The organism is Saccharopolyspora karakumensis (assembly GCF_004349225.1).
GTDB lineage: Bacteria > Actinomycetota > Actinomycetes > Mycobacteriales > Pseudonocardiaceae > Saccharopolyspora > Saccharopolyspora endophytica.
Genome location: NZ_SMLA01000047.1, coordinates 20381 through 40849, shown reverse-complemented (window position 1 = coordinate 40849; position 20469 = coordinate 20381). Strand labels below are relative to the sequence as shown.

Genomic DNA, 20469 nt, shown 5'->3' with positions numbered 1-20469 from the left:
TGTCGGACCGAAGGTGGAAAATGTGGCCGTGCCCACCGACAACCAGAACACCCTCGCCGGCATCGGCCGGCTGATCGCCGACCGGTACCGCCTGGAGCGCAAGCTCGGCGGCGGCGCGATGGGCACCGTGTGGTACGGCACAGATGAACTGCTGCATCGCCCGGTGGCCGTCAAGCAGGTCAAGCTCGCGCCGGGGATGCCGGAGGAGGAGGCGGCCGAGCTGCGCGAGCGCGCGCTGCGCGAGGCTCGTGCCATCGCGGTGCTGTCCCACCCGAACGTGGTGACGCTCTACGACGTCGCGCGCGACCAGGACGAGCCGTTCGTGGTGATGGAGCTCGTCCCGTCGCAGAGCCTGGCGGCGATCCTCGACGACCACGGTGCTCTCAACGACAACCAGCTCGCGGTGATCGCCGACGGGGTCGCTGCCGGGCTGGACGCCGCGCACCGGGCCGGGATCGTGCACCGCGACGTCAAGCCGGGCAACGTGCTGATCGGCGACGACGGCCGGTTGAAGGTCAGCGATTTCGGCATCTCCCGCAACATCGCCGAGCACACGCTCACCAACACCGGGATCCTGCTGGGAACACCGGCCTACATCGCTCCCGAGGTGGCCGCAGGTGAAGCGGTGACTGCCGCCGCGGACCTGTGGGGTTTGGGCGCCACGCTGTTCGCCGCCGCCGAGGGCCGTCCGCCCTACGACGTGGGCGACGATCCACTCGCGACGGTCACCGAGGTCGTGCGCGGCCCCGTTCCGACGCTGCACCGGCCGGGCGCGGTGGGCGACGTGATCCGGGCGCTGATGGTCAAGGACCCGGCGCAGCGGATGCCGTTGACGGAGGTGCGGCGCCGGTTGCAGCACCTGCTGCCGGAACCGGGCGCCCGTCCGTTCGCGATGCTGCTGGATCCCGATGCGCCGACCGTCCGGGTCCGGCATCGGGTGCTGCAGCAGACCTCTCAGGACAAGCCGTCGATCCCACCGGCTCCCCAGCTCACCGGTTCGGCGCCGCTGGCGGCCGATCCCGGTCCGCCGCCGTTCACCTTGCAGGACCCGCCGAAGAAGGAGCGCCGTCCGCTGCGCGCGTTCGCGCTGGTGCTGGCAGCGCTGCTGCTGTTCACGGCGGCGCTGATCGGGTCGTTCGCGGCGACGCGCCTGATGGCGGGCCAGCCGCTGCTGCCGGAGCTGGGCCCACCGTCCACCTCGGACCTGAGCCCGGTGCTCCCGGCGCTGACACCGCGCAGGGAGGACGCCAAGCACTCGGCGGCTCCCGACGGCGGCGAGTTCTCGATCATGGCTCCGGCCGGGTGGCGCACCTTCCACAGCGAGCGCAACGACCTGTCGAACAACTCGGTGGTCGCGTTCGTGTCCGGTGATGGCGCCACGGAGGTCGCGGTGCAGCGCTACGGCGACTACTTCGAGAGGGGCCTGACGCTGGACGGCTACCAGACGCAGCTCCCGCGAGCGATCGGCGGCCCGGCGGCCGACGTCGCCGTCAACAGCTTCCACACGGTCGACGGCGTGCGCAGGGTCGTCTACTCGACCAAGGTGGAGCAGCTGCTCAGCGGTCCGGCCAAGGAGATCGAACGCCGCACGACGGCGGCGCTGCGGCAATCCGGCGACGACCTCTGGATCGTCCGGGTGACCAGCAGCCCGCAGCAGTGGCAGCAGGCGGATGCCCTGCTGGACCAGGTGCTGCCCACCTTCGACCCCGCCGGCTGAGGCCGCGGGCACCCGTCCCGGCGGGGTCGTCGCCGGTGTCCGAACAGTCCACTCCCGATGTCGCATTTGCCTGGTCGATTCGGACCAAATCCGGCCACGGGTGAGGCGGACGAGCACGCGGCGGAAAAACGGAGAGACTAAGCTGCCCGGCCGTGACCGCTACGAACATTTCCGACCCGTCCGCCCTCGCCCACGAGGCTTCGGCGAAGCTCGCCGAGCTCACGGGTGTCGATGGCCACGACCTGGCCGTCGTCCTCGGTTCCGGCTGGCAGCCCGCCGCCGACGAGATCGGGACGCCCGAAGCCGAGATCGGCATGGACGAGCTGCCGGGCTTCGCCAAGCCGGGCGCCGTCGGGCACACCGGCAAGATGCGCTCGGTGCCCGTGGGCGACAAGCGCGTGCTGGTCATCCTCGGCCGCACCCACATGTACGAGGGCCACGGCATCGTGAAGGTCGCGCACGGCGTGCGGGCCGCCGTGGCGGCCGGGTGCCGGACGGTGATGCTCACCAACGCGGCAGGCGGCATCCGCGAGGGCATGCAGGTCGGGCAGCCGGTCCTGATCAGCGACCACATCAACATGACTTCGCTGTCCCCGCTGGTGGGCGCGAACTTCGTGGACCTGACCGACCTCTACTCGCCGCGGCTGCGGGAACTGGCGCGCGGCATCGACTCCTCGCTGGAGGAGGGCGTCTACGCGGGTCTGCCGGGCCCGCACTTCGAGACCCCGGCGGAGATCCGGATGCTGCGCACCCTCGGCGTGGACCTGGTGGGCATGTCGACCGTGCTGGAGGCCATCACCGCGCGTTCGCTGGGCGCCGAGGTGTTCGGCCTGTCGCTGGTGACGAACCTGGCGGCCGGGTTGAGCGGTCAGCCGCTCAACCACGAGGAGGTCCTGGAAGCGGGCCGGGTTTCGGCTTCGCGGATGGGCCGGCTGCTGCGGTCGTTGCTGGAGGCGGCGTGACCCAGCCGGACGTCCGGGCGGCCGCGGAGCGGTGGATCGCCGATGACGTCGACCCCCGTGCCCAGGACGAGCTGCGGGAACTCCTCGACTCGCCCGAGCTGGCCGACCGGATGTCGGGCATGCCGCGCTTCGGCACGGCGGGGCTGCGCGCCCCGGTGCGCGCGGGTGCCAACGGCATGAACCGGGCGGTGGTCGTGCGCACCAGCGCCGGGGTCGCGAGCTGGCTGGTCCAGCAGGGGCTCGGCGGCGGGATCGTGGTCGTGGGCCGGGACGCCCGGCACGGTTCGGAGGACTTCGCCGAGGACGCCGCCGGCGTGCTGTCGGCGGCGGGCTTCGACGTGCGGGTGCTGCCGGAGCCGCTGCCGACGCCGGTGGTCGCGCACGCCGCGCGGGCGTTGGACGCGGTGGCCGGGATCCAGATCACCGCGTCGCACAACCCCCCGCAGGACAACGGTTTCAAGCTCTACCTGGGGGGCGGCGTCCAGCTGATCAGCCCGGCCGACACCGAGATCGAGGCGGCGATCGCGAAGACGCCGGCGGCGAACGCGGTGTCGCGCAAGCAGAACTGGACGCTGCTGGAGTCCGGCCAGGACGACTACCTGGCCCGGGTGTCGGCGTTGCCGCGCGGCGGCGACCGCGAGGTCCGAGTGGCGGCCACGGCGTTGCACGGCGTCGGCGCGAAGACCTTGCGAAGGGCGTTGCAGCGCGCGGGTTTCGACGACGTGCACTTCGTGGCCTCGCAGTCCGAACCGGACCCGGACTTCCCGACCGTGGGTTTCCCGAACCCGGAGGAGCCCGGCGCGACGGACGAGCTGTTGCAGCTGGCCGAGGACATCAACTCGGATCTCGCGATCGCGCTGGACCCGGATGCCGACCGGTGCGCGCTGGGCGTGCGCGAGGCGGGCACCTGGCGGATGTTGCGCGGCGACGAGACCGGCGTGCTGCTGGCCTGGCACGTGCTGTCCACTTTGGATGAGTCGGCGCCGGACCCGCTGGTCGCCACGACGATCGTGTCCTCCAGCATGCTGCGCTCGATCGCCGCCGAGTTCGGCGTCCGCTACGCCGAGACGCTCACCGGGTTCAAGTGGCTGGTGCGCGCGGGCGACGGCGAGGGAACGGGCCTGGTGTACGCCTACGAGGAGGCGCTGGGGCACTGCGTCGATCCCGACCGGGTGCGCGACAAGGACGGCATCTCGGCCGCGGTGCTGGCCTGCGACCTCACGGCGAGCCTGCTGGCCTCGGGCGATCACCTGCTGGACCTGCTCGACGAGCTGTCCACCGAGCACGGCGTGCACCAGACGGGACAGGTGTCGGTGCGGGTGACCGATCTCGCGGTGATCCCGCGGATCATGGAGCGGCTGCGCGGCGAACCCCCGCAGGAGCTGGTGGGCACGGCCGTGCAGACCCGCGACCTGCTGCCGGACACCGACGCGCTGGTGGTCACCGGCGACGGCGGGCTGCGCGTGGTGATCCGCCCGTCCGGGACCGAACCGAAGCTCAAGTGCTACCTGCAGGTGGTCGAGCAGGTCGGCGAGCTGCCGCTGGCGGAGGCCAAGCAGCGCGCCGCCGACCGCCTGGACGAGCTCACCCGAGCCGTGACGGCCCTGGTGGAGGAGTAGATGGCCAAGCTGCTGATCGTGCACCACACGCCCTCGCCCGGGATGCAGGCGATGCTCGAGCAGGTGGTGGCTGGTGCGACGACCGACGAGATCGAGGGCGTCGAGGTCGTGCGGCGGCCTGCGCTGAGCGCCACCGCCTCCGATGCCCTCGACGCCGACGGCTACCTGCTGGGGACCCCGGCCAACCTGGGCTACATCTCGGGTGCGCTGAAGCACTTCTTCGACACGATCTACTACCCCTGCCTCGACGCGACCAGCGGACGGCCGTTCGGCTACTACGTCCACGGCAACGAGGGCATCGAGGGAGCCCAGCGCGCGATCACCTCGATCACCACGGGGTTGGGCTGGCAGCAGGCGGCCGAGCCCGCGACCGTCCTGGGCACGCCGGAGAAGTCCGACCTGGATTCCTGCTGGGAGCTGGGCGCCACGGTGGCCGCGAACCTGATGCGGTAGGTGGTCCCGGGACCACCCAGTTGATCTTGGTTGGGGTGGCTCCTATAGCCTGATCGTGTCGTCGGGGCGCGCCCCTTGACGACGGCGGGGCGCCCCGGACAGAGCCCGCCTTCCCTCATCACGTGCGATGTTCGGGGCGCCCCGCACCTTCGCTCATCGTAATCAGCCACCCACCGTTCGCAGAGGTCGCCGAGGAATCCGCAGGCCCTCCAGCAGCATTTCCGGGGCCGTACGCGTTACCCTGCGACAGTGAGTGAGGAAACGATCCGACTCGAACTCGATGACTCCGGCGTCTCCGTGGATCTCCCCAAGCCCCCTGGTCCTCACGACCAGGTTCAGGGCGTTCCCTACCGGCCGGTCGAGTTCCGTGACGACGACCTACCGGCGGCTTTGGAACGATCCGCCAAGTGGCTTCGCGAGGCCCAGAACTGGCTCGGCGAACCGATCGATGTGATCGCGGTTCATCTCGATTACGACGATCGAGACGGCGCCCCGTACTACGACCTGAAGTTGATGTGCAACGAGGAAGACCTGGCAGGCGCACCGATCGCGATGCGCAGACTGCGAAGCGATTCCGTCGGCTGACCGTCTTCTGAAGACTTTCGAATCAACGCGATGGCCCGGCCGGCCCGTCCGGCCGGGCCGCTCTTCTAGAACCTCGAACGACGGCCTTTCCACTGGTCGCGGCCCTGGTGGGCGCGCAGGGCGCCGTCGAGCAGGAGCACGCCGAACAGCGTCCCGCTGATCGGTGCCAGCAGCGCGAGCTCGGGGTTGGACCGCATGAACTTCGCCGTCCCGGCGTGGGCGGCGCTCTGCGCGGCGCAGCCGGCGAGCCCGAGCGCGGTCAGCACCGGTCGGCGCCCCCGCCCCACCAGCACCGACAGCGGCGCGGCCAGCGACATCGCGATCTGGCCGAGGCCGATGGCCGCCAGCGTCGGCGCCGAGCCCTTGGTGCCCGCCACGAAGCTCTTCCGGAACGACGCCCAGCCCTGCTCGAAGGGATCCATCCCGCTGGTGCGCAGGTGGTCGAGGCCGTCGACGGTGCGCGTGGTGCCGCCGTGGTCGCGCACGGCTGTGGCGATCGCCACGTCCTCGTTGCGGATCGCGGCGAACGCGGCCCACCCGCCGACCTTCTCGTAGTGCGAGCGGCGCACCAGGATGCAGTGGCCGATGGCGAACGCCTTGCGACCCCGGCCGTCCGGTGAGGCGTTCTCGCCGATGAGCTGCAGCCCCGGCGGCATCAGCAGCGGCCAGGTCGCCGAGCGGTCCGCAGGAGGGCCACCAGGGGTGGAGACGAGGTCGGCCTCAATGGCGTCGGCCGTGGCCAGCAAGCGTCTGAGCAGGTCCGGTGCGGCGACGGTATCGGCGTCGAGGAACAGCAGCCACTCCCCGGCCTCCGGCGGTCCGGCGGCCTCCACGCCGACGTGCATCGCGTGCACCTTGCCGCCCCAGCCGGGCGGCGGCGCATCCACTCGCACCGGCACCACGCGCGGGTCGCGCCGGGCGAACTCGCGGGCGATCTCGCCGGTGGCGTCGGTGGAGCCGTCGTCGACCACGACCACCCGCAGCAGCGCATCGTGCTGGGCGCCGTGGGTCTGCGACACGATCGAGTCCAGGCAGTCGGCGAGGACAGCGGCTTCGTTGCGGGCGGGGACGACGACGGTGACCTTGGGCGGGGCGACAGCACCGGACCGGGGTTCCCACAGCGGCGCGATGGCGCGCGTCTGGCGGATCGTGCGCGCGCTGCGGACCAGCACCCCCACGGCGACCGCACCGAGCACCAACGACCAGCGGTTCGTGTGTCTTCGCGGTGAAACCACGAACTCAGCGTGCCACGGAAGGGGCGAACGGGTGCTGATCAAATGCCCTAATTGGCGCCGAACTTCGCGTTGCGCCCACGCCCCGGAGCGGTTTCGACAGGTCGTCGGAGTCAGACCGCCCCGTACTCGCGGTCCCCCGCGTCGCCGAGGCCGGGAACGATGAAGCCCGACTCGTTGAGCCGGTCGTCGATGCTCGCCGTCACCACGTTCACCGGCAGGCCGGCCTCTTCGAGGCGCCGGACGCCCTCGGGCGCGGCGAGGGTGCAGATGGCGGTGACGTCGGTGGCGCCGCGCTCCACCAGCAGCTCGATCGTGTGCACCATCGAGCCGCCGGTGGCCAGCATCGGGTCGAGCACCAGCACCGGGATGCCGGTGAGGTCCGCCGGCAGCGATTCCAGGTACGGGGTGGGCTGCAGGGTCTCCTCGTCCCGGGCGAGCCCGACGAAGCCCATCTGCGCCTCCGGGATCAGCCGGTGCGCCTGGTCGGCCATCCCCAGCCCGGCGCGCAGCACCGGGACCAACAGCGGCGGCTTCGCGATCCGGTAGCCGGTGGTCTTGGCCACCGGCGTGTGGATGGGCTCCTCCGCCAGCTCGGCGTCGCGGGTCGCTTCGTAGATGAGCATCAGCGTGAGCTCTTGCAACGCAGCGCGGAAGGCGGCGCTGTTGGTGCGCGCATCGCGCATCGTCGACAACCGCGACTTCGCCAGGGGGTGGTCCACGACCCGAACGTCCATGACGGACAACCGTAACGGCCGCTTCCCACCCCCGGCGCACGGACTTGCGAGAACGTGTCGCCGATCGCACGTCTACGGGTGCAGGACGACCTTCGTGTAGCCCTCGATGCGCTGGTCGAACTTGCTGTAGGCATCAGGGGCGTCGTCCAGCGACAGCTCGTGGGAGACGACGAAGCTCGGCTTCGCCCGCCCCGAGATGATCATGTCGCGCAGCTGCCGGTTGTAGCGCTTGACGTTGCACTGACCGGTTCCCACGACCTGGCCCTTCTCGAACATCCTCCCGATGGACACCAGCAGCCTGCCCTTCTTGGCCTCCTCCGACGGACCGCCCGGATCCGCGGGCACGTAGAGGCCGGGCACGCCGAGCCGCCCGGTCGGGCGCACGGTTTCGATCAGCGAGTTGAGCACGATGGCGGGTTCTTCCTTGCTCGCGTCGCCGGTCTGCGCCTGGTAGCCGACGGCGTCGACGCCCTTGTCGGTTCCCTCGCCGTTGGTCCGATCCTTGATCATCTGGACCGGGTCGCCCTGCGAGAAGTCGATCGGGACCGCGCCCATCTCCTCGGCCTTGGCCAGCCGCTCCGGGATGCGGTCCACGCAGAACACCTGGGACGCGCCGCGCAGCAGCGCGGAGTAGGCGGCCATCAGGCCCACCGGCCCCGCCCCGTACACCGCGACGCTCTCACCCGGTGACACCTGCGCGAGCTCGCAGCCGTGGTAGCCGGTCGGGAAGATGTCGGCCAGCAGCACGAAGTCGGTCTCGTGCTCGTTGCCGGCGGGCAGCTTCAGGCAGTTGAAGTCGGCATGCGGGACCCGCAGGTGCTCGGCCTGCCCGCCGGTGTAGGGACCCATGGAGACGTAGCCGTAGGCCCCGCCCGCGAACCCGGGGTTGACGGTGAGGCAGAAACCGGTGTTGCCCGCCATGCAGTTCTTGCAGAACCCGCAGGCCACGTTGAACGGCATCACCACCCGGTCGCCCTTGGCCAGGCCGACGACGCCTTCACCGAGCTCCTCGACGACTCCCATGTTCTCGTGCCCGAACACGATCCCCGGCTCAGCGGCCGTGCGCCCCTCGTACATGTGCAGGTCCGAGCCGCAGATCGCGGTCGACGTCACCCGCACGATCACGTCGCTGGGATGCTGGAGCCTCGGGCTCTCCACCTCATCCACAGCAACCCGGTAAGGCTCCTGGTACACGACGGCCTTCATCTCAGACCTCCAGAACACATGCGTGACCATTCATGGCACCCGGGGGAATACCCATCTCCGGCCGCGCGCACGCACACGGCCGGGGGACTTTCAGCGGGTGCGATCCCGAGGCGGGTGGAGGCGGTCGCCGGTTGCGGTGGCGGTCAGCCAGCAGGTGTCGCAGGTCGGGGACAGCCAGTCGATCGCGGTCGGTTTGCCCAGGTCGATCGTCTCGCCGCAGAGGGTTTCGCGGCACTGACCCGGGTGCGGCGGTTCCGTGGGGTGCAGAGCGTGGCGGAGGCTGCGAATGACCGCGGTCATGAGCGAAGCGGTACTACGCCAGCAGATCGGCGGTCCACGAATCCGACACCAAGGACCGCGCTGGGGGCACTCTCGCCTTCAGCCGTGAGCGGTGGAACGACTTCCTCACCGGCCTCCGCAACCAGCATCACCACCCGTGACCCCGTAGCGCCCCGGTCACCTCACCCGGAATACCGCCGTGATCAGGTGCCCGATTACTGCCGTATTCGGTACCTGATCACTGCGGTATTCCGGGCACCTCCCCGGCACCGGGAGTTCGGCGGAGGTGCTGGGCGGGTGGCGTGATCGTTCCACCTGGGACGCGCGGCGCGGGTGGCGACCTAGACTGCTGGCCATGGCATGGACGCCGTTCGATCTTGACGACGCCGTGCGGGACGACCGGTCGCTGCGCCGGTTCCTGCACGGTCTTCCTGGCGTTGACCAGGTGGGGCTGGAGCAGCGGGCCGCCGGGCTGGGCACCCGGAGCATCAAGAAGAACTCGAAGATGCAGGCCATCGACACCGCGATCTCCATGGTCGACCTGACGACCCTGGAAGGCGCCGACACCGAGGGCAAGGTCCGGGCGCTGTGCGCCAAAGCCCGTCGTCCCGACCCCGGGCAGGACGGGATTCCGCAGGTCGCGGCCGTGTGCGTGTACTCCGACCTGGCCGCCACCGCCGTCGCCGAGCTCGACGGGTCGGGGATCCACGTGGCCTCGGTGGCCACCTCGTTCCCCTCCGGCCGCGCCGCGCGAGCGGTGAAGCTCGCCGACGTCGAGCACGCCGTGTCGGCCGGGGCCGACGAGATCGACATGGTCATCGACCGGGGCGCGTTCCTGGCCGGGCGCTACGGCCAGGTCTTCGACGAGATCAAGGCCGTCAAGGCCGCCTGCGGGGACGCCCACCTCAAGGTCATCCTGGAGACCGGCGAGCTGGCGACCTACGACAACGTGCGCCGGGCTTCGTGGCTGGCGCTGCTGGCCGGGGGCGACTTCATCAAGACCTCCACCGGCAAGGTCTCCCCCGCCGCGACGCTGCCGGTCACGCACCTGATGCTGCAGGCCGTGCGCGACTGGAGGGACTCCACCGGCGAGTTGCGCGGCGTCAAACCCGCGGGCGGCATCCGCAACACCAAGGACGCGATCCGCTACCTGGTGGCGGTGCACGAAGTGGCCCGCCCCGAGTGGCTCACCCCCGACCTGTTCCGCTTCGGCGCGTCCAGCCTGCTCAACGATCTGCTGATGCAGCGGCGAACCCAGCTCGCAGGCCACTACAGCGGCCCCGACTACGTGGCGGTGGACTAGATGACCAGCCCTTGGGAGTACGCGCCCGCGCCGGAGTCGCGCGAGCTCGCCGACCTCAAGCAGCACTACCTGATGTTCGTCGACGGCGAGTTCGTCGACGGCGGCGGGCAGACCATCAAGACCGTCAACCCGGCTACCGAGGAAACCCTCGCCGAGGTGGCCTCGGCCGACACCGGTGACGTGGACCGGGCGGTCGCCGCCGCGCGCCGCGCCTACGACCAGGTGTGGTCGAAGCTGCCGGGCAAGGAGCGGGCGAAGCACATGTTCCGGATCGCGCGGCTCATCCAGGAGCGCAGCCGCGAGCTGGCGGTGCTGGAGACGCTGGACAACGGCAAGCCCATCAAGGAATCCCGCGACGTCGACGTCCCCACCGCCGCGGCGCACTTCTTCCACCACGCCGGCTGGGCCGACAAGCTCGATCACGCCGGTTTCGGGCCGAATCCGAAACCGCTGGGGGTGGCCGGTCAGGTGATCCCGTGGAATTTCCCGCTGCTGATGCTGGCGTGGAAGATCGCACCCGCGCTGGCCTGCGGCAACACCGTGGTGCTCAAGCCGGCCGAGACGACTCCGCTGAGCGCGCTGGTGTTCGCCGACATCTGCCGCCAGGCCGGGCTCCCGGCGGGCGTGGTCAACATCGTGCCGGGTGCCGGTGACGTCGGGGCCGCGCTGGTGGCGCACTCCGACGTGGACAAGGTGGCTTTCACCGGTTCGACCGAGGTCGGCAAGCAGATCCAGCGGACGGTGGCCGGGACCGGCAAGAAGCTGACCCTGGAGCTGGGCGGCAAGGCGGCCAACATCGTCTTCGACGACGCGCCCCTGGACCAGACCGTCGAGGGCATCATCACCGGCATCTTCTTCAACCAGGGCCACGTGTGCTGCGCAGGTTCCCGGCTGCTGGTGCAGGAGTCGGTGGCCGAGGAGCTGCTGGAGAAGTTGCGGGCTCGGGTGAGCACGCTGCGCGTGGGTGACCCGCTGGACAAGAACACCGACGTCGGCGCCATCAACTCCGCCGAGCAGCTCAGCAGGATCACCGAGCTGACCGCCGGCGGCGAGACCGAAGGCGCCCGGCGCTGGAGCAGCCCCTGCGAACTGCCCGAACGCGGCTTCTTCTTCGCGCCGACGGTGTTCTCCGAGGTGCAGCAGTCGATGCGGATCGCCCGCGAGGAGATCTTCGGGCCGGTCCTGTCGGTGCTGACCTTCCGCACGCCCGACGAGGCGATCGCCAAGGCCAACAACACGCCCTACGGGTTGTCGGCCGGGATCTGGACCGAGAAGGGCTCGCGGATCCTGTGGGCGGCGCAGAAGCTGCGCGCGGGCGTGGTGTGGGCGAACACGTTCAACCGGTTCGACCCGACCGCGCCCTTCGGCGGTTACCGCGAATCCGGGTTCGGCCGCGAGGGCGGCCGGGCTGGTTTGGAGGCGTACCTCGATGTCTGACGTTGCCGGCCGGCTGGCCGTCGCCAAGACCTGCAAGCTCTACATCGGTGGCGCGTTCCCGCGCTCCGAATCCGGACGGGTGTTCGCCGTGACCTCTGCGGACGGGGAGTTCCAGGCCAACGTCGCGCACGCCTCGCGCAAGGACGTGCGCGACGCCGTCGCCGCGGCCCGCAAGGCGTTCGGCGGCTGGTCCGGTGCCACCGCCTACAACCGGGGTCAGGTGCTGTTCCGCATCGCCGAGGTGATGGAGGGGCGGCGCGAGCAGTTCGCCGCCGAGGTCTCCGCCGCCGAAGGCGTTTCGCGGGACACCGCGCTGTCCACTGTGGACACCACGGTGGATCGCCTGGTCTGGTACGCGGGCTGGACAGACAAGATCGCGATGGTGCTCGGCGCGTCGAACCCGGTCGCGGGCCCGTACTTCTCGTTCAGCACGCCCGAGCCGACCGGGGTCGTGGGCGTGCTGGCGCCGCAGGAGTCCTCGCTGCTGGGGCTGGTCAGCGTGATCGCCCCGGTGATCGCCGCGGGCAACACCTGCGTCGTCGTGGCCTCCGGCGAGCGGCCGCTGCCCGCGATCACGCTCGCGGAAGTGCTGGCGACCTCGGACGTTCCCGGCGGGGTGGTCAACGTGCTGACCGGCCGGGCCGCCGAGCTCGGCCCATGGCTGGCCTCCCACGCCGACGTCAACGCGCTGGACCCGACCGGGGCCTCCGCCGAGCTGCGCGGCGAGCTCGCGCGCTCGGCCGCCGACACCGTCAAGCGGGTGCTGCCGGTCCGCGGTGAACCAGACTGGACCGGCGAACCCGATCTCCAGCGCCTGCGCGCCTTCACCGAGATCAAGACGGTGTGGCACCCGGTGGGCACCTGAGTCACTTCGTCACGGGGTACCGGACGCGGCTGCGGCGGATGGCCTGGGTGAGCAGGACCGCGAGCGCGACCAGGAAGACCACGCCCAGGGTCAGCACCAGCCAGCTGGGCGGGCTCAGCACCGGGGTGACGTCGTCGAGGTACTTGTTGCAGATGATCTGCGACCCCAGCGCGAGGGCCGCGGCGACAGCGACACCGGCTCCGAAGAGCTTGTTGTGGGAGCGGGCCGTGTAAGCGCGGAAGGCCAGCATCGTTCCGATGATGATCATCACCAGCAGGATCGGCTGGGCCACGACGTCGCGCAGCGAGTAGTCGATCACGGGCTGGTCGAGGGCCAGTCCGTCGCCGAAGAACGACGTGCCGAACATCGCCAGCGTGCCCGACGCGATCGAGACGGCCACGGTCTCACCGGTCGACCGCTTGCCGGTGGCCGGGTCGAGCTGCGCGGCGACCTGCCGGGCGTAGTCGCGGGGCTTGCCGAACGCCTCGTTCGGGTCCTCCCCGGTCTCGATCACGTGCGCCTCGACCTCGGCGAGGACCTCCCCGACCCGCCGGCCGGATATCTCGTGCAACCGCAACGCCGCGACCAGGTCGTCGTGGTACTTCTTGTCCAGCGTCATCATGCTCGTTCCCATCACGAACGGTGATCGAGTTCCGGGTGAACCCGACCTGCTTCGGTCCTTCTCCAGCGCCGACCAGCGGGTCGGCCGGAACATCAGTTCTTGTTCGGGTATCGGACCCGGCCTCGGCGGATGGAGTGCGCCAGCATCGCGAACATGCCGAGGAGGAAGCCGATGCCGAGGGTGAGGATCAGCCAGCTCGGGGCGGTGACGACCGGGGTTTCGCCGTCGAGGTTGCTGTTGCAGAGCATCTGGCCGCCCATGCCCGCGATCACCGCGACGACGGCCCCGCCGGCGTAGAGCGCGTTGTTCGCCGACGCCGTGCGAGCGAGGTGGACCAGCAGGAACACCACGACGACCGCCACCAGCAGCAGCGGCTGCGCCACGACGTCGCGCAGCGTGTAGACCACCCCCGCCTCGTCCAGGGCGAGCCCGTCGCCGAAGAAGGTCTGGCCGAACAGCGCCAGGGTCGCGATGGCGACGAAGGTGAGCACGATGCCGCCGTCCGAGCGCTTGCCGGTGGCCGGGTCGAGTTGGGCGGCGACCTGCCGCGCGTAGTCGCGCGGCTTGCCGAACGCGTCCACCGGATCGTCCCCGGTTTCGGCCACGTGCGCCTCGACCTCGGCGAGCACCTCGCCCATCCGCTCGCCGGATATCTCGTGGAAGCGCAGCGCCTTGTGCAGGTCGTCGGTGTACTCGTCCAGCGTCATCATGCTCGCACCCCTCGTTCCACCACGGTGATCGAGTTCCGGGCGAACTCGACCCACTTCGGTCCCATCTCCGCCAGCGCGGCGCGGCCCTGATCGGTCAGCGAGAAGAACTTCCGACCCGGGCCGCCTTCGCCCGCCCGCCACTCGGCCTGCAGCAGGCCGTCGGCGGCCAGCCGATTGAGCAGCGGGTAGAGCGTTCCGGCCTTCATGTCCGGCAGTCCGGCCTCGGCCAACCGCTGCAGCAGCGTGTAGCCGTAGCCCTCCCCGCCTTCGGCCAGCAGCGCCAGCACCGCGAGGTCGAGCACCCCGCGCAGCCATTGCGTCTGCCTGGCCGTCGTCGTCCGTTCCGCCATGACTAGAACGTAACACCGACTAGTGTGTGAGACCAACTAGTGGGTCAGGAAAAATCCCCACCGGAACTCCGATGGGGATCTGATCAGCGGATTTGCCAGTCCAGGCGGCCGTCCTCGGTCACCGTCGGGTAGCTGTGCCCGGCGGGGGCGCCGTCGGCCAGCGCCCGGTGCACGTCGGCGAGCATCGCCGTGATGCCCTGCCACTCCGGCCGCAGCACCTGCGCGTGCTCCTGCTCCCACTCCAGGACGCACCCGCGCAACGGACCCGGCCGCAGGTCGACCACCAGCTCGTCGGCGAACCCGTCACCGGCGATCGGGATCCACGACGGGTGGAAGCTCGATCCCGGCGATCCCGCGTAGTAGTCGCAGGCCGGCCGGTCCCACTGCGCCGTCCAGGTCTTGCGGTGATCGCGCCACGCCGACAACGCCTGGTCCGCGCCGTAGGGCGTGTAGAACGGCGGCAGGACGTCGGCCAGCACATCGCCCTCGGTACCGCCGCAGCAGATCCACAGCGCTCGCAGCTCGTCCGGCAGTTCAACGGAGAACTCGCCCTCGAGCTCGACGAAGTCAGGTTCCTGGACTGGCGGACGCAGAGCGGCTGCGGTGACCGGCGCATGTCGCCCGAGCCAGTGCGCGATCTGACTCCACAGCTCCGTGACATCCATTCTGATCATGGTCGCGCGCCGTGCGGCGGGGCGGTACCGCCAAAGGGGACGTCGGAGACGAACGGTGAAGGCGCTGGCCCGAACAGCGGATCGGGGTAGCCCCGAAGCCCGAGCAGCGACAGAAGATCGTTACCAACTGTTCCGCCGGCTGTTGCAATGATCGAACGAGATACGGTGACACCGGACCAGGGCACAAGCCGTCCACGGCCAACCCGTAGGCTTCCGCGGGGTCTGGTTCTGGTGACCGGAGGTAGAGAGATGGCGCAGGACATCGTCCCCATCGAGCTCGGGCTGCCGCAGGGAGACGTCGTCACCCTGTGGGCACCGCACTGGCGCGAAGATGGTGAGGAATGGGAAGCGTTCCTCGGGTACGGGGATGACCTCTACGGCTTCCCCGATCCCGCGCGGCTGGCCGCGTTCGTGCGCACAGCGCGGGAACACGACCTCGACGACCACCCGGCGTGGCACGTGGTGCCCGCGCTGTCGGCCGTCGAGCTCAGCCCCGACGAGGACCACCAGTTCGACCTGGTCGGCGTCCCGGAGCTGGTGGCGGAGCCGCTGGACACCTGGACCGTCGCCGAACTCGCCGACATCGTCGAGATCGCCCGGTCGCTGGCCGAGGTGTGCGAGCTCGACGCGGTGGACGAGGTCCTCGACTCGGCCGACGGCTTCTCCCTGCTCAACCAGGGCATGCTGGCCTTCAACGGCCGCGACGGGCAGAAGCGCTGGAACGAGCTGTGCAAGGTCGTCGTGGAGCGCTGGGACGAGGTGCTCGACGCCATCGACTCCGTCGTGACCACCCCCGACGTCCCCGCGGACGCGGTCGCCACCGCCGAGACCGAGCTCGCCGAGGCGACCGAGACCTACTCCGACGAGGACAGCACCACCCCGACCTCCGATGTGGACGAGATCGAGGAGGTCGAACTCGGCTTCTGGGGCGAGATCGGCATCGATCCCATCCAGATCGTCACCAGCGACAGCGAGCTCTACACGCTGCGCTGCTACCTCGGTGACGACCCGGTCTTCCTCGGCGACGACGGCAAGATCGACGTGTTCCCCTCGCGGCGCGCGCTCGCCCGCTTCCTCGCCGACGACGAGGCCGTCGAGAACACCGACCTGGCCCGGGTGGCCACCTGGCAGCGCCTGCGCGACGCGGCCACCGGCGGTGAGCTGGAGGTCGAGGTCGAGTCGGACAACACCTACGTGCTGGCCGGTCTGGACACCGACCTCGGCGAAGGACCGTCCGAAGTGGACCCCACCCAGCTGGACCTGGCCGAGGAGCTGCTGCTCGACGCGGCGGCCTGGGCCGGCGACGACAGCGCCGAGAACGCCCTGCAGTCCTCGGAACGACTGGGCTGGCTGGTGTCGTTCGTCCTGCGCCCGAGCCCGAACCGGATGCCCCCGAGCCCGCCGTTCGACGCCGAGGTCCAGACCTGGCGCAAGCTCATGGCCGACCTGGAGGAGCGCTTCCGCAAGCACTGACCCGGCTCACGCGGCCGGGGCCAGCTCCGGGGTCGCGAGGCGCTGCTTGTAGGCCTGGCGGAGTCCTTTGCGGGCCCGGTAGACCAGGGCCGCCGCGCTGTTGCGACTGAGGTTGTAGCGGCGGCTCAGGTCCGACGGCGTCTGGTCCTCCACCTCGACCGACCACAGGACCTGGCGCCAGCGCGCGGGCAGGCGGGCGAACGCCTCGCTCACGCAGGCCCTTTCGAACTCGCCGATGGCCGCGTCGGTGAACTGCACCGGCTCCTCCGGCTCGCAGAGCTCGTCGACGTCGGCCGTCAGGACCATGCGGCGGGACTTGGCGTTGACGCCCGCGGCGAGGTTGCGGATCGTGGTGAGCAGGTACGCGCGGAACGCCCGGTCGGGCCCGCTCCCCCTGCGCAGCACGTCGAGGATCTTGGCGAACGCCTCCGAGACGAGGTCGTCCGCGTCGGCCGGGACCGCGGCGACCTGCAGAGCCATGGTGTGCGCTGCCGTTCTGTGCCGGGCGTAGAGCTCCGCGAACGCGATCATCGATCCCGTTCGGACCTCCTGCAGCAACGTCCCATCGTCGCCCGCTGACATCGGGTAAACCCCTCACTGGCTGCTTGCGCAGAATTTTCCGCCCGCCCGGAGAGGTTGACAAGGCGCCGATTTTCAGATGGTGGTCACGGTTCGGTCAGTTCCAGCAGACCCGATCGCCTGCCAGCGCGAGAGCCCGGGAGATCTCGTCGGCCGCCGCGCTCAGCGGGCGCACGTAGTCGCCGGTGGTGGCGAGCTTGTGGGCCGGGAACGAGATCGCCAGCGTCACCGGCGAGGTCGCGCACGGGACGCGAGCGGCCAGGCAGGCCGTGCCCAACGAGTACTCCTCGGTGTCGGCGACCAGCTCCGACGACGGGCGCTCCACCAGTTCGCGCACGCCGGTGATGGTGCGCGGGGTGAGGTCTGCGGGCGGGTGCCTGCGGAAGTGGTCGGCGCGCTGGTCCTTGCTGAGCCCGGCGAGCAGGCACTTGCCGACCGCGGTGGCGTGCGCCGCGTGCCGGAAGTCCACCCACGCGTCCACCCTGGGCGTGCGCGGGCTGTCCACGATCTCGTCGACCTGGACCTCGCCGTCCTGGTAGCGGGCGAGGTAGATCGCCGCGTTGAGGTCCTCGCGGAGTTCGACCATCACGCCGCGGATCTTGGCGCGCAGCTGCTGCGCCTGCGCGGAGTCGTGCAGACCGGTCACCTGCTCGCCGACGATGAACGCACCGTCGTCGAGCTTGATCAGGTAACCCTCGTGGACGAGGGTCCGCAGCAGGTGGTACGTCGTGGACAGCGCGAGCCCGGTGTTGCGGGCCAAGCACTTCGCGGTGATCCCGCCGGGGTGCTCGCCGACGACTTCCAGCAGCCGGAGCGCGCGCTGGACCGATGCGATCAACGTGGGTTCGCTGGTCCTTCTCACCTGCGCCTCCAGGACAGTGCGGCGACTCGAACCTGTGCTGGGCAACTCCGGCGGCACGACGGTGTGCCGCCGGAGACCGTGCAGCCTAGCGCCATCGCGGTGTCCCGGTCAGAACAACAGGTCCGCGTACCTCGGTTTGATCTGCTCGTTGATGATCGCCAGCCGTTCGTCGAACCCGAGGAACGACGACTTCATCGCGTTCACCGTGAACCACTGGAACTCCTCCCAGCCGTAGCCGAAGGTCTCGTGCAGCGCGGCGAACTCGCTGGACATCGAGCAATGGCTCATCAACCGGTTGTCGGTGTTGATCGTGACGCGGAAGCGCAGCCTGGCCAGCAGGCCGATCGGGTGGTCGGCGAGTGCGGACACCGCGCCGGTCTGCAGGTTCGACGAGGGGCACATCTCCAGCGGGATCCGGCGGTCCCGCACGTAGGAGGCCAGCCGTCCGAGGTGCACGGTGCCGTCGTCGTCGACCTTGATGTCGTCGACGATCCGCACCCCGTGCCCGAGCCGTTCTGCGCCGCAATGCTGAATGGCCTCCCAAATGGAAGGCAATCCGAACGCCTCACCTGCGTGAATGGTGAAGTGCGCGTTCTGCTGCCGCAGGTACTCGAAGGCGTCGAGGTTGCGGGTGGGCGGGAATCCCGCTTCCGGGCCGGCGATGTCGAAGCCCACGACCTGCGCGTCCCGGTACCGAATGGCGAGGTTGGCGATTTCGGTGGATCGCGCGTTCTGCCGCATCGCGCACAGCAGCGTGCCGATGCGGATTCGTTTCCCAGCGGCCTCCGCGCGGCGCTCCCCCTCGCGGAATCCGTCCTGCACCGCTTGCACGATCTCGTCCAGGGTCAGGCCTCGTTCCTGGAACAGCTCGGGCGCGTAGCGGACCTCCGCGTAGACCACGCCGTCGTCCGCCAGGTCCTCGGCCGCCTCGGCCGCGACCCGGAACAGGGCGTCGCTGGTCTGCATCACGCCCACGGTGTGGGCGAAGGTCTCCAGGTAGCGCTCCAGCGAGCCCGAGTCGGCGGCCGTCACGAACCAACGCGCGAGGTCATCGGCGTTGTCGTGGGGCAACCCGGGATAGCCGCTCTCGCGAGCGAGATCGAGGACGGTCTGCGGACGCAGCCCCCCGTCGAGGTGATCGTGCAGCAGCACCTTCGGCGCCTGCCGGATGTTTTCCAGGTTCACCGGTGTCGACATGCGACTACGTTACCCGCCTCGTTCGCGCGGTTCACGCAGAGCCACCGCTTGATCACCCCTTGACTGCGGAGCTGTTCGGCGGGCGTCCACCACTGCGCCGTTCGGGGTTCACAACCGATTGGCCGAGCGCTGCCTGCGAAAAAACTCACCCAGATGGACGCAGATGTCTTTCATAGAGCATTCAGTTCTGGATGGTTGATGCGAACAGCCCATCCGCTGAGGGCCGATCAGCCCCAATTGGCGGATGAATGTCGCGGAATGTAACGGGGGGCGGCTATGAGCGCGAGAATGCAGTGGCTAGGCTTCTCAAGTCCTCACCCCCCTCGACGAAGGACGCCCCTAGCCGTGACCGAGAACATGTCGTTCGACCGCATGCGCAACATGCTCACGCGTGCGGCTGAGATCCGCGAAAGCGAACAGCAGCAGATTTTCGACGCACTCGACGAAATCCACGCCCGGCTCTCCCCGCTCGAGTCCCTGGGCTCGGTGCGCAAGCGCCTGTCCGAGCTGCCCGACCGCACCGAGGTCAGCGTGCTCGCCGAGCGGCTCGACGAGACGCTGGCGAAGCTGGAGGCGCACGACGGTGCGCTGCTGGACCTCAAGGGCGCCGTCGAGACCATTGTGGACAAGCTCGCCAAGCCCTTCGCCCAGCTCGACGGCCGCCTGGACGGCGTCGCGGGGCGGATGGACGGCGTCTCCGGCCGCATGGACGGCCTGGAGGACAAGCTCGGCCACATCCACAAGCGCATGGACGAGCTCGGCTCGCACCTGGACAAGCAGGACAGCCGCCTCGAAGCCCTCCCGGCGTCGGTCAACGACCCGGTGCGCGACCGCATCGACTCGCTGGAGACCAGCCTGCGCGGCCGGTTCGCCGAGATCGACGAGGGCGTGCACGAGCACCTCGACGGGACCCGCGAGGCCCTGCAGCGCGCGGTCACCGACTCCGCGGGCACGACCCAGAAGGGCCTCAGCGAGGCCCAGAAGGAGCTCTCCGCTTCGCAGAAGGAGCTCGCGGAGGCCGTGTCCGGCTCCCGCGACCAGCTGGACTCCAAGCTGGACCACCTCGCCGAGCGCCCGGCCGTGGACCCGACCGACAAGCTCAACGACCTGGCGCAGCGCCTGGAGGCGCTGACCGACCGGCTGGACCAGGTCTCCGGCCGCCTCACCCAGGTCGAGGACAACGTCAACACCCGCATCGACACCGTCGAGCAGGGCGTCAGCACCCGGCTGGACAGCGTCGAGGAAGGCGTCAAGACCGGTCTGGGCGAGCTGGGCGGCACGCTGTCGCAGAACCTCTCGCAGCTGTCCGGCACGTTGTCCCAGCGTCCCGACGCCGACAAGCTCAACGCCCTGGTCCGCGAGGCCAACGAGGAGAGCGAGCAGCGGCACGCCGGTCAGCTGGACGAGGCCATGGCCACGTTCGCCGAGCTCATCCTCGGCGGCAGCGCCCAGTCGTCTCCGCCGCCGCCCACGACGCTGCCCCGTCAGCAGCGCCGCGGACGCTCGAAGAGCGCCAAGCGCGACAACGGCGAGAACAAGGCGCTGGAGAGCGGCGACGACGACTTCACCGCCGAGAGCGCCTGACCCGACCGCTTCCAGGCTCGTCC

Annotated in this window: 21 protein-coding genes and 1 pseudogene; 11 read left to right on the top strand and 11 right to left on the bottom strand. The window is 70.1% G+C overall.

The genetic code is table 11. The features are described from left to right. The first annotated feature begins 28 nt into the window (after positions 1-28). From E1202_RS24065 to E1202_RS24045, 5 genes are all read left to right on the top strand, one after another. Positions 29-1717: a serine/threonine-protein kinase gene (locus E1202_RS24065; RefSeq protein ID WP_235878958.1), complete on the top strand. Its 1689-nt coding sequence runs from the start codon at positions 29-31 to the stop codon at positions 1715-1717. Between the two features lie 152 nt (positions 1718-1869). Beyond that, positions 1870-2679 (top strand): purine-nucleoside phosphorylase, encoded by an 810-nt coding sequence (locus E1202_RS24060; RefSeq protein ID WP_132685402.1) that lies wholly within the window; start codon positions 1870-1872, stop codon positions 2677-2679. After that, positions 2676-4298, top strand: coding sequence for a phospho-sugar mutase (locus E1202_RS24055; protein ID WP_132685401.1), 1623 nt, complete (start codon positions 2676-2678; stop codon positions 4296-4298). The genes E1202_RS24060 and E1202_RS24055 overlap by 4 nt, the downstream gene beginning before the upstream one ends. Further along, a complete protein-coding gene (locus E1202_RS24050; protein WP_132685400.1) occupies positions 4299-4751 on the top strand; it encodes a flavodoxin family protein in 453 nt (150 codons plus the stop codon). It abuts the gene before it with no gap. Between the two features lie 249 nt (positions 4752-5000). After that, the gene (locus tag E1202_RS24045; RefSeq protein ID WP_132622630.1) at positions 5001-5336 is read left to right on the top strand and encodes a hypothetical protein; all 336 of its coding nucleotides are present in this window, start codon (positions 5001-5003) and stop codon (positions 5334-5336) included. Positions 5337-5401: 65 nt separating this feature from the next. Here E1202_RS24045 and E1202_RS24040 read toward each other — a convergent pair whose 3' ends face one another. The 4 genes from E1202_RS24040 to E1202_RS24025 form a co-directional block, all read right to left on the bottom strand. After that, positions 5402-6571 (bottom strand): glycosyltransferase, encoded by a 1170-nt coding sequence (locus E1202_RS24040; RefSeq protein ID WP_235878957.1) that lies wholly within the window; start codon positions 6569-6571, stop codon positions 5402-5404. Between the two features lie 110 nt (positions 6572-6681). Further along, positions 6682-7305, bottom strand: a complete 624-nt coding sequence (upp, locus tag E1202_RS24035) for a uracil phosphoribosyltransferase (protein WP_132685399.1) — start codon at positions 7303-7305, stop codon at positions 6682-6684. A 72-nt stretch (positions 7306-7377) separates the two neighbouring features. Further along, the gene (locus tag E1202_RS24030; RefSeq protein ID WP_132685398.1) at positions 7378-8511 is read right to left on the bottom strand and encodes a glutathione-independent formaldehyde dehydrogenase; all 1134 of its coding nucleotides are present in this window, start codon (positions 8509-8511) and stop codon (positions 7378-7380) included. Between the two features lie 90 nt (positions 8512-8601). Then, positions 8602-8811 (bottom strand): hypothetical protein, encoded by a 210-nt coding sequence (locus tag E1202_RS24025; RefSeq protein ID WP_132685397.1) that lies wholly within the window; start codon positions 8809-8811, stop codon positions 8602-8604. 44 nt (positions 8812-8855) lie between these two features. Here E1202_RS24025 and E1202_RS33025 point away from each other — a divergent pair. The 4 genes and pseudogenes from E1202_RS33025 to E1202_RS24005 form a co-directional block, all read left to right on the top strand. Further along, positions 8856-8951, top strand: a pseudogene (locus E1202_RS33025) (DUF397 domain-containing protein); the annotation flags it as partial. A 194-nt stretch (positions 8952-9145) separates the two neighbouring features. Further along, the gene (deoC, locus tag E1202_RS24015) at positions 9146-10093 is read left to right on the top strand and encodes a deoxyribose-phosphate aldolase (protein ID WP_132685396.1); all 948 of its coding nucleotides are present in this window, start codon (positions 9146-9148) and stop codon (positions 10091-10093) included. Continuing rightward, entirely contained in the window at positions 10094-11530 is a 1437-nt protein-coding gene (locus tag E1202_RS24010) for an aldehyde dehydrogenase family protein (RefSeq protein ID WP_132685395.1), read from the top strand. Continuing rightward, positions 11523-12395 (top strand): aldehyde dehydrogenase family protein, encoded by an 873-nt coding sequence (locus tag E1202_RS24005; protein WP_132685394.1) that lies wholly within the window; start codon positions 11523-11525, stop codon positions 12393-12395. Before E1202_RS24010 ends, E1202_RS24005 begins: the two co-directional genes overlap by 8 nt. A 1-nt stretch (position 12396) precedes the next feature. On the opposite strand, the gene E1202_RS24000 is transcribed toward E1202_RS24005, so the two are convergent. The 4 genes from E1202_RS24000 to E1202_RS23985 all read right to left on the bottom strand — a co-directional run bounded on the left by E1202_RS24000 (position 12397) and on the right by E1202_RS23985 (position 14742). Next, positions 12397-13017, bottom strand: a complete 621-nt coding sequence (locus tag E1202_RS24000; protein WP_132685393.1) for a hypothetical protein — start codon at positions 13015-13017, stop codon at positions 12397-12399. A 92-nt stretch (positions 13018-13109) separates the two neighbouring features. Further along, positions 13110-13727: an HAAS signaling domain-containing protein gene (locus tag E1202_RS23995; RefSeq protein WP_132685392.1), complete on the bottom strand. Its 618-nt coding sequence runs from the start codon at positions 13725-13727 to the stop codon at positions 13110-13112. Then, a complete protein-coding gene (locus tag E1202_RS23990) occupies positions 13724-14077 on the bottom strand; it encodes a PadR family transcriptional regulator (RefSeq protein ID WP_132685391.1) in 354 nt (117 codons plus the stop codon). Before E1202_RS23990 ends, E1202_RS23995 begins: the two co-directional genes overlap by 4 nt. A gap of 83 nt (positions 14078-14160) precedes the next feature. Continuing rightward, complete coding sequence (locus tag E1202_RS23985; protein ID WP_132685390.1) at positions 14161-14742, bottom strand: SMI1/KNR4 family protein; 582 nt, start codon at positions 14740-14742, stop codon at positions 14161-14163. Between the two features lie 258 nt (positions 14743-15000). Between E1202_RS23985 and E1202_RS23980 the strand changes: the two genes are divergently transcribed. Continuing rightward, positions 15001-16224, top strand: a complete 1224-nt coding sequence (locus E1202_RS23980; protein ID WP_132685389.1) for a primosomal protein — start codon at positions 15001-15003, stop codon at positions 16222-16224. A 6-nt stretch (positions 16225-16230) separates the two neighbouring features. On the opposite strand, the gene E1202_RS23975 is transcribed toward E1202_RS23980, so the two are convergent. From E1202_RS23975 to E1202_RS23965, 3 genes are all read right to left on the bottom strand, one after another. Then, on the bottom strand, positions 16231-16806 hold the full coding sequence (locus E1202_RS23975) for an RNA polymerase sigma factor (RefSeq protein ID WP_132685388.1): 576 nt from the start codon (positions 16804-16806) through the stop codon (positions 16231-16233). 94 nt (positions 16807-16900) lie between these two features. Then, on the bottom strand, positions 16901-17665 hold the full coding sequence (locus E1202_RS23970; protein WP_165943965.1) for an IclR family transcriptional regulator: 765 nt from the start codon (positions 17663-17665) through the stop codon (positions 16901-16903). 108 nt (positions 17666-17773) lie between these two features. Beyond that, entirely contained in the window at positions 17774-18862 is a 1089-nt protein-coding gene (locus E1202_RS23965; RefSeq protein WP_132685387.1) for an adenosine deaminase, read from the bottom strand. 372 nt (positions 18863-19234) lie between these two features. On the opposite strand from E1202_RS23965, the gene E1202_RS23960 reads away from it, so the two are divergent. After that, positions 19235-20446 carry a coiled-coil domain-containing protein gene (locus E1202_RS23960; protein WP_408007209.1) on the top strand — a complete coding sequence of 404 codons (1212 nt, stop codon included), beginning with the start codon at positions 19235-19237 and terminating at the stop codon, positions 20444-20446. Positions 20447-20469 lie beyond the last annotated feature (23 nt).

Coding starts and splice junctions, on each gene's coding strand:
- E1202_RS24050 (WP_132685400.1), top strand. CDS start 4,299: ATGGCCAAGCTGCTGATCGTGCACCACACGCCCTCGCCCGGGATGCAG.
- upp (WP_132685399.1), bottom strand. CDS start 7,305: ATGGACGTTCGGGTCGTGGACCACCCCCTGGCGAAGTCGCGGTTGTCG.
- E1202_RS24030 (WP_132685398.1), bottom strand. CDS start 8,511: ATGAAGGCCGTCGTGTACCAGGAGCCTTACCGGGTTGCTGTGGATGAG.
- E1202_RS24025 (WP_132685397.1), bottom strand. CDS start 8,811: ATGACCGCGGTCATTCGCAGCCTCCGCCACGCTCTGCACCCCACGGAA.
- deoC (WP_132685396.1), top strand. CDS start 9,146: ATGGCATGGACGCCGTTCGATCTTGACGACGCCGTGCGGGACGACCGG.
- E1202_RS24010 (WP_132685395.1), top strand. CDS start 10,094: ATGACCAGCCCTTGGGAGTACGCGCCCGCGCCGGAGTCGCGCGAGCTC.
- E1202_RS24005 (WP_132685394.1), top strand. CDS start 11,523: ATGTCTGACGTTGCCGGCCGGCTGGCCGTCGCCAAGACCTGCAAGCTC.
- E1202_RS24000 (WP_132685393.1), bottom strand. CDS start 13,017: ATGATGACGCTGGACAAGAAGTACCACGACGACCTGGTCGCGGCGTTG.
- E1202_RS23995 (WP_132685392.1), bottom strand. CDS start 13,727: ATGATGACGCTGGACGAGTACACCGACGACCTGCACAAGGCGCTGCGC.
- E1202_RS23990 (WP_132685391.1), bottom strand. CDS start 14,077: ATGGCGGAACGGACGACGACGGCCAGGCAGACGCAATGGCTGCGCGGG.
- E1202_RS23985 (WP_132685390.1), bottom strand. CDS start 14,742: ATGGATGTCACGGAGCTGTGGAGTCAGATCGCGCACTGGCTCGGGCGA.
- E1202_RS23980 (WP_132685389.1), top strand. CDS start 15,001: ATGGCGCAGGACATCGTCCCCATCGAGCTCGGGCTGCCGCAGGGAGAC.
- E1202_RS23975 (WP_132685388.1), bottom strand. CDS start 16,806: ATGTCAGCGGGCGACGATGGGACGTTGCTGCAGGAGGTCCGAACGGGA.
- E1202_RS23965 (WP_132685387.1), bottom strand. CDS start 18,862: ATGTCGACACCGGTGAACCTGGAAAACATCCGGCAGGCGCCGAAGGTG.
- E1202_RS23960 (WP_408007209.1), top strand. CDS start 19,235: ATGCGCAACATGCTCACGCGTGCGGCTGAGATCCGCGAAAGCGAACAG.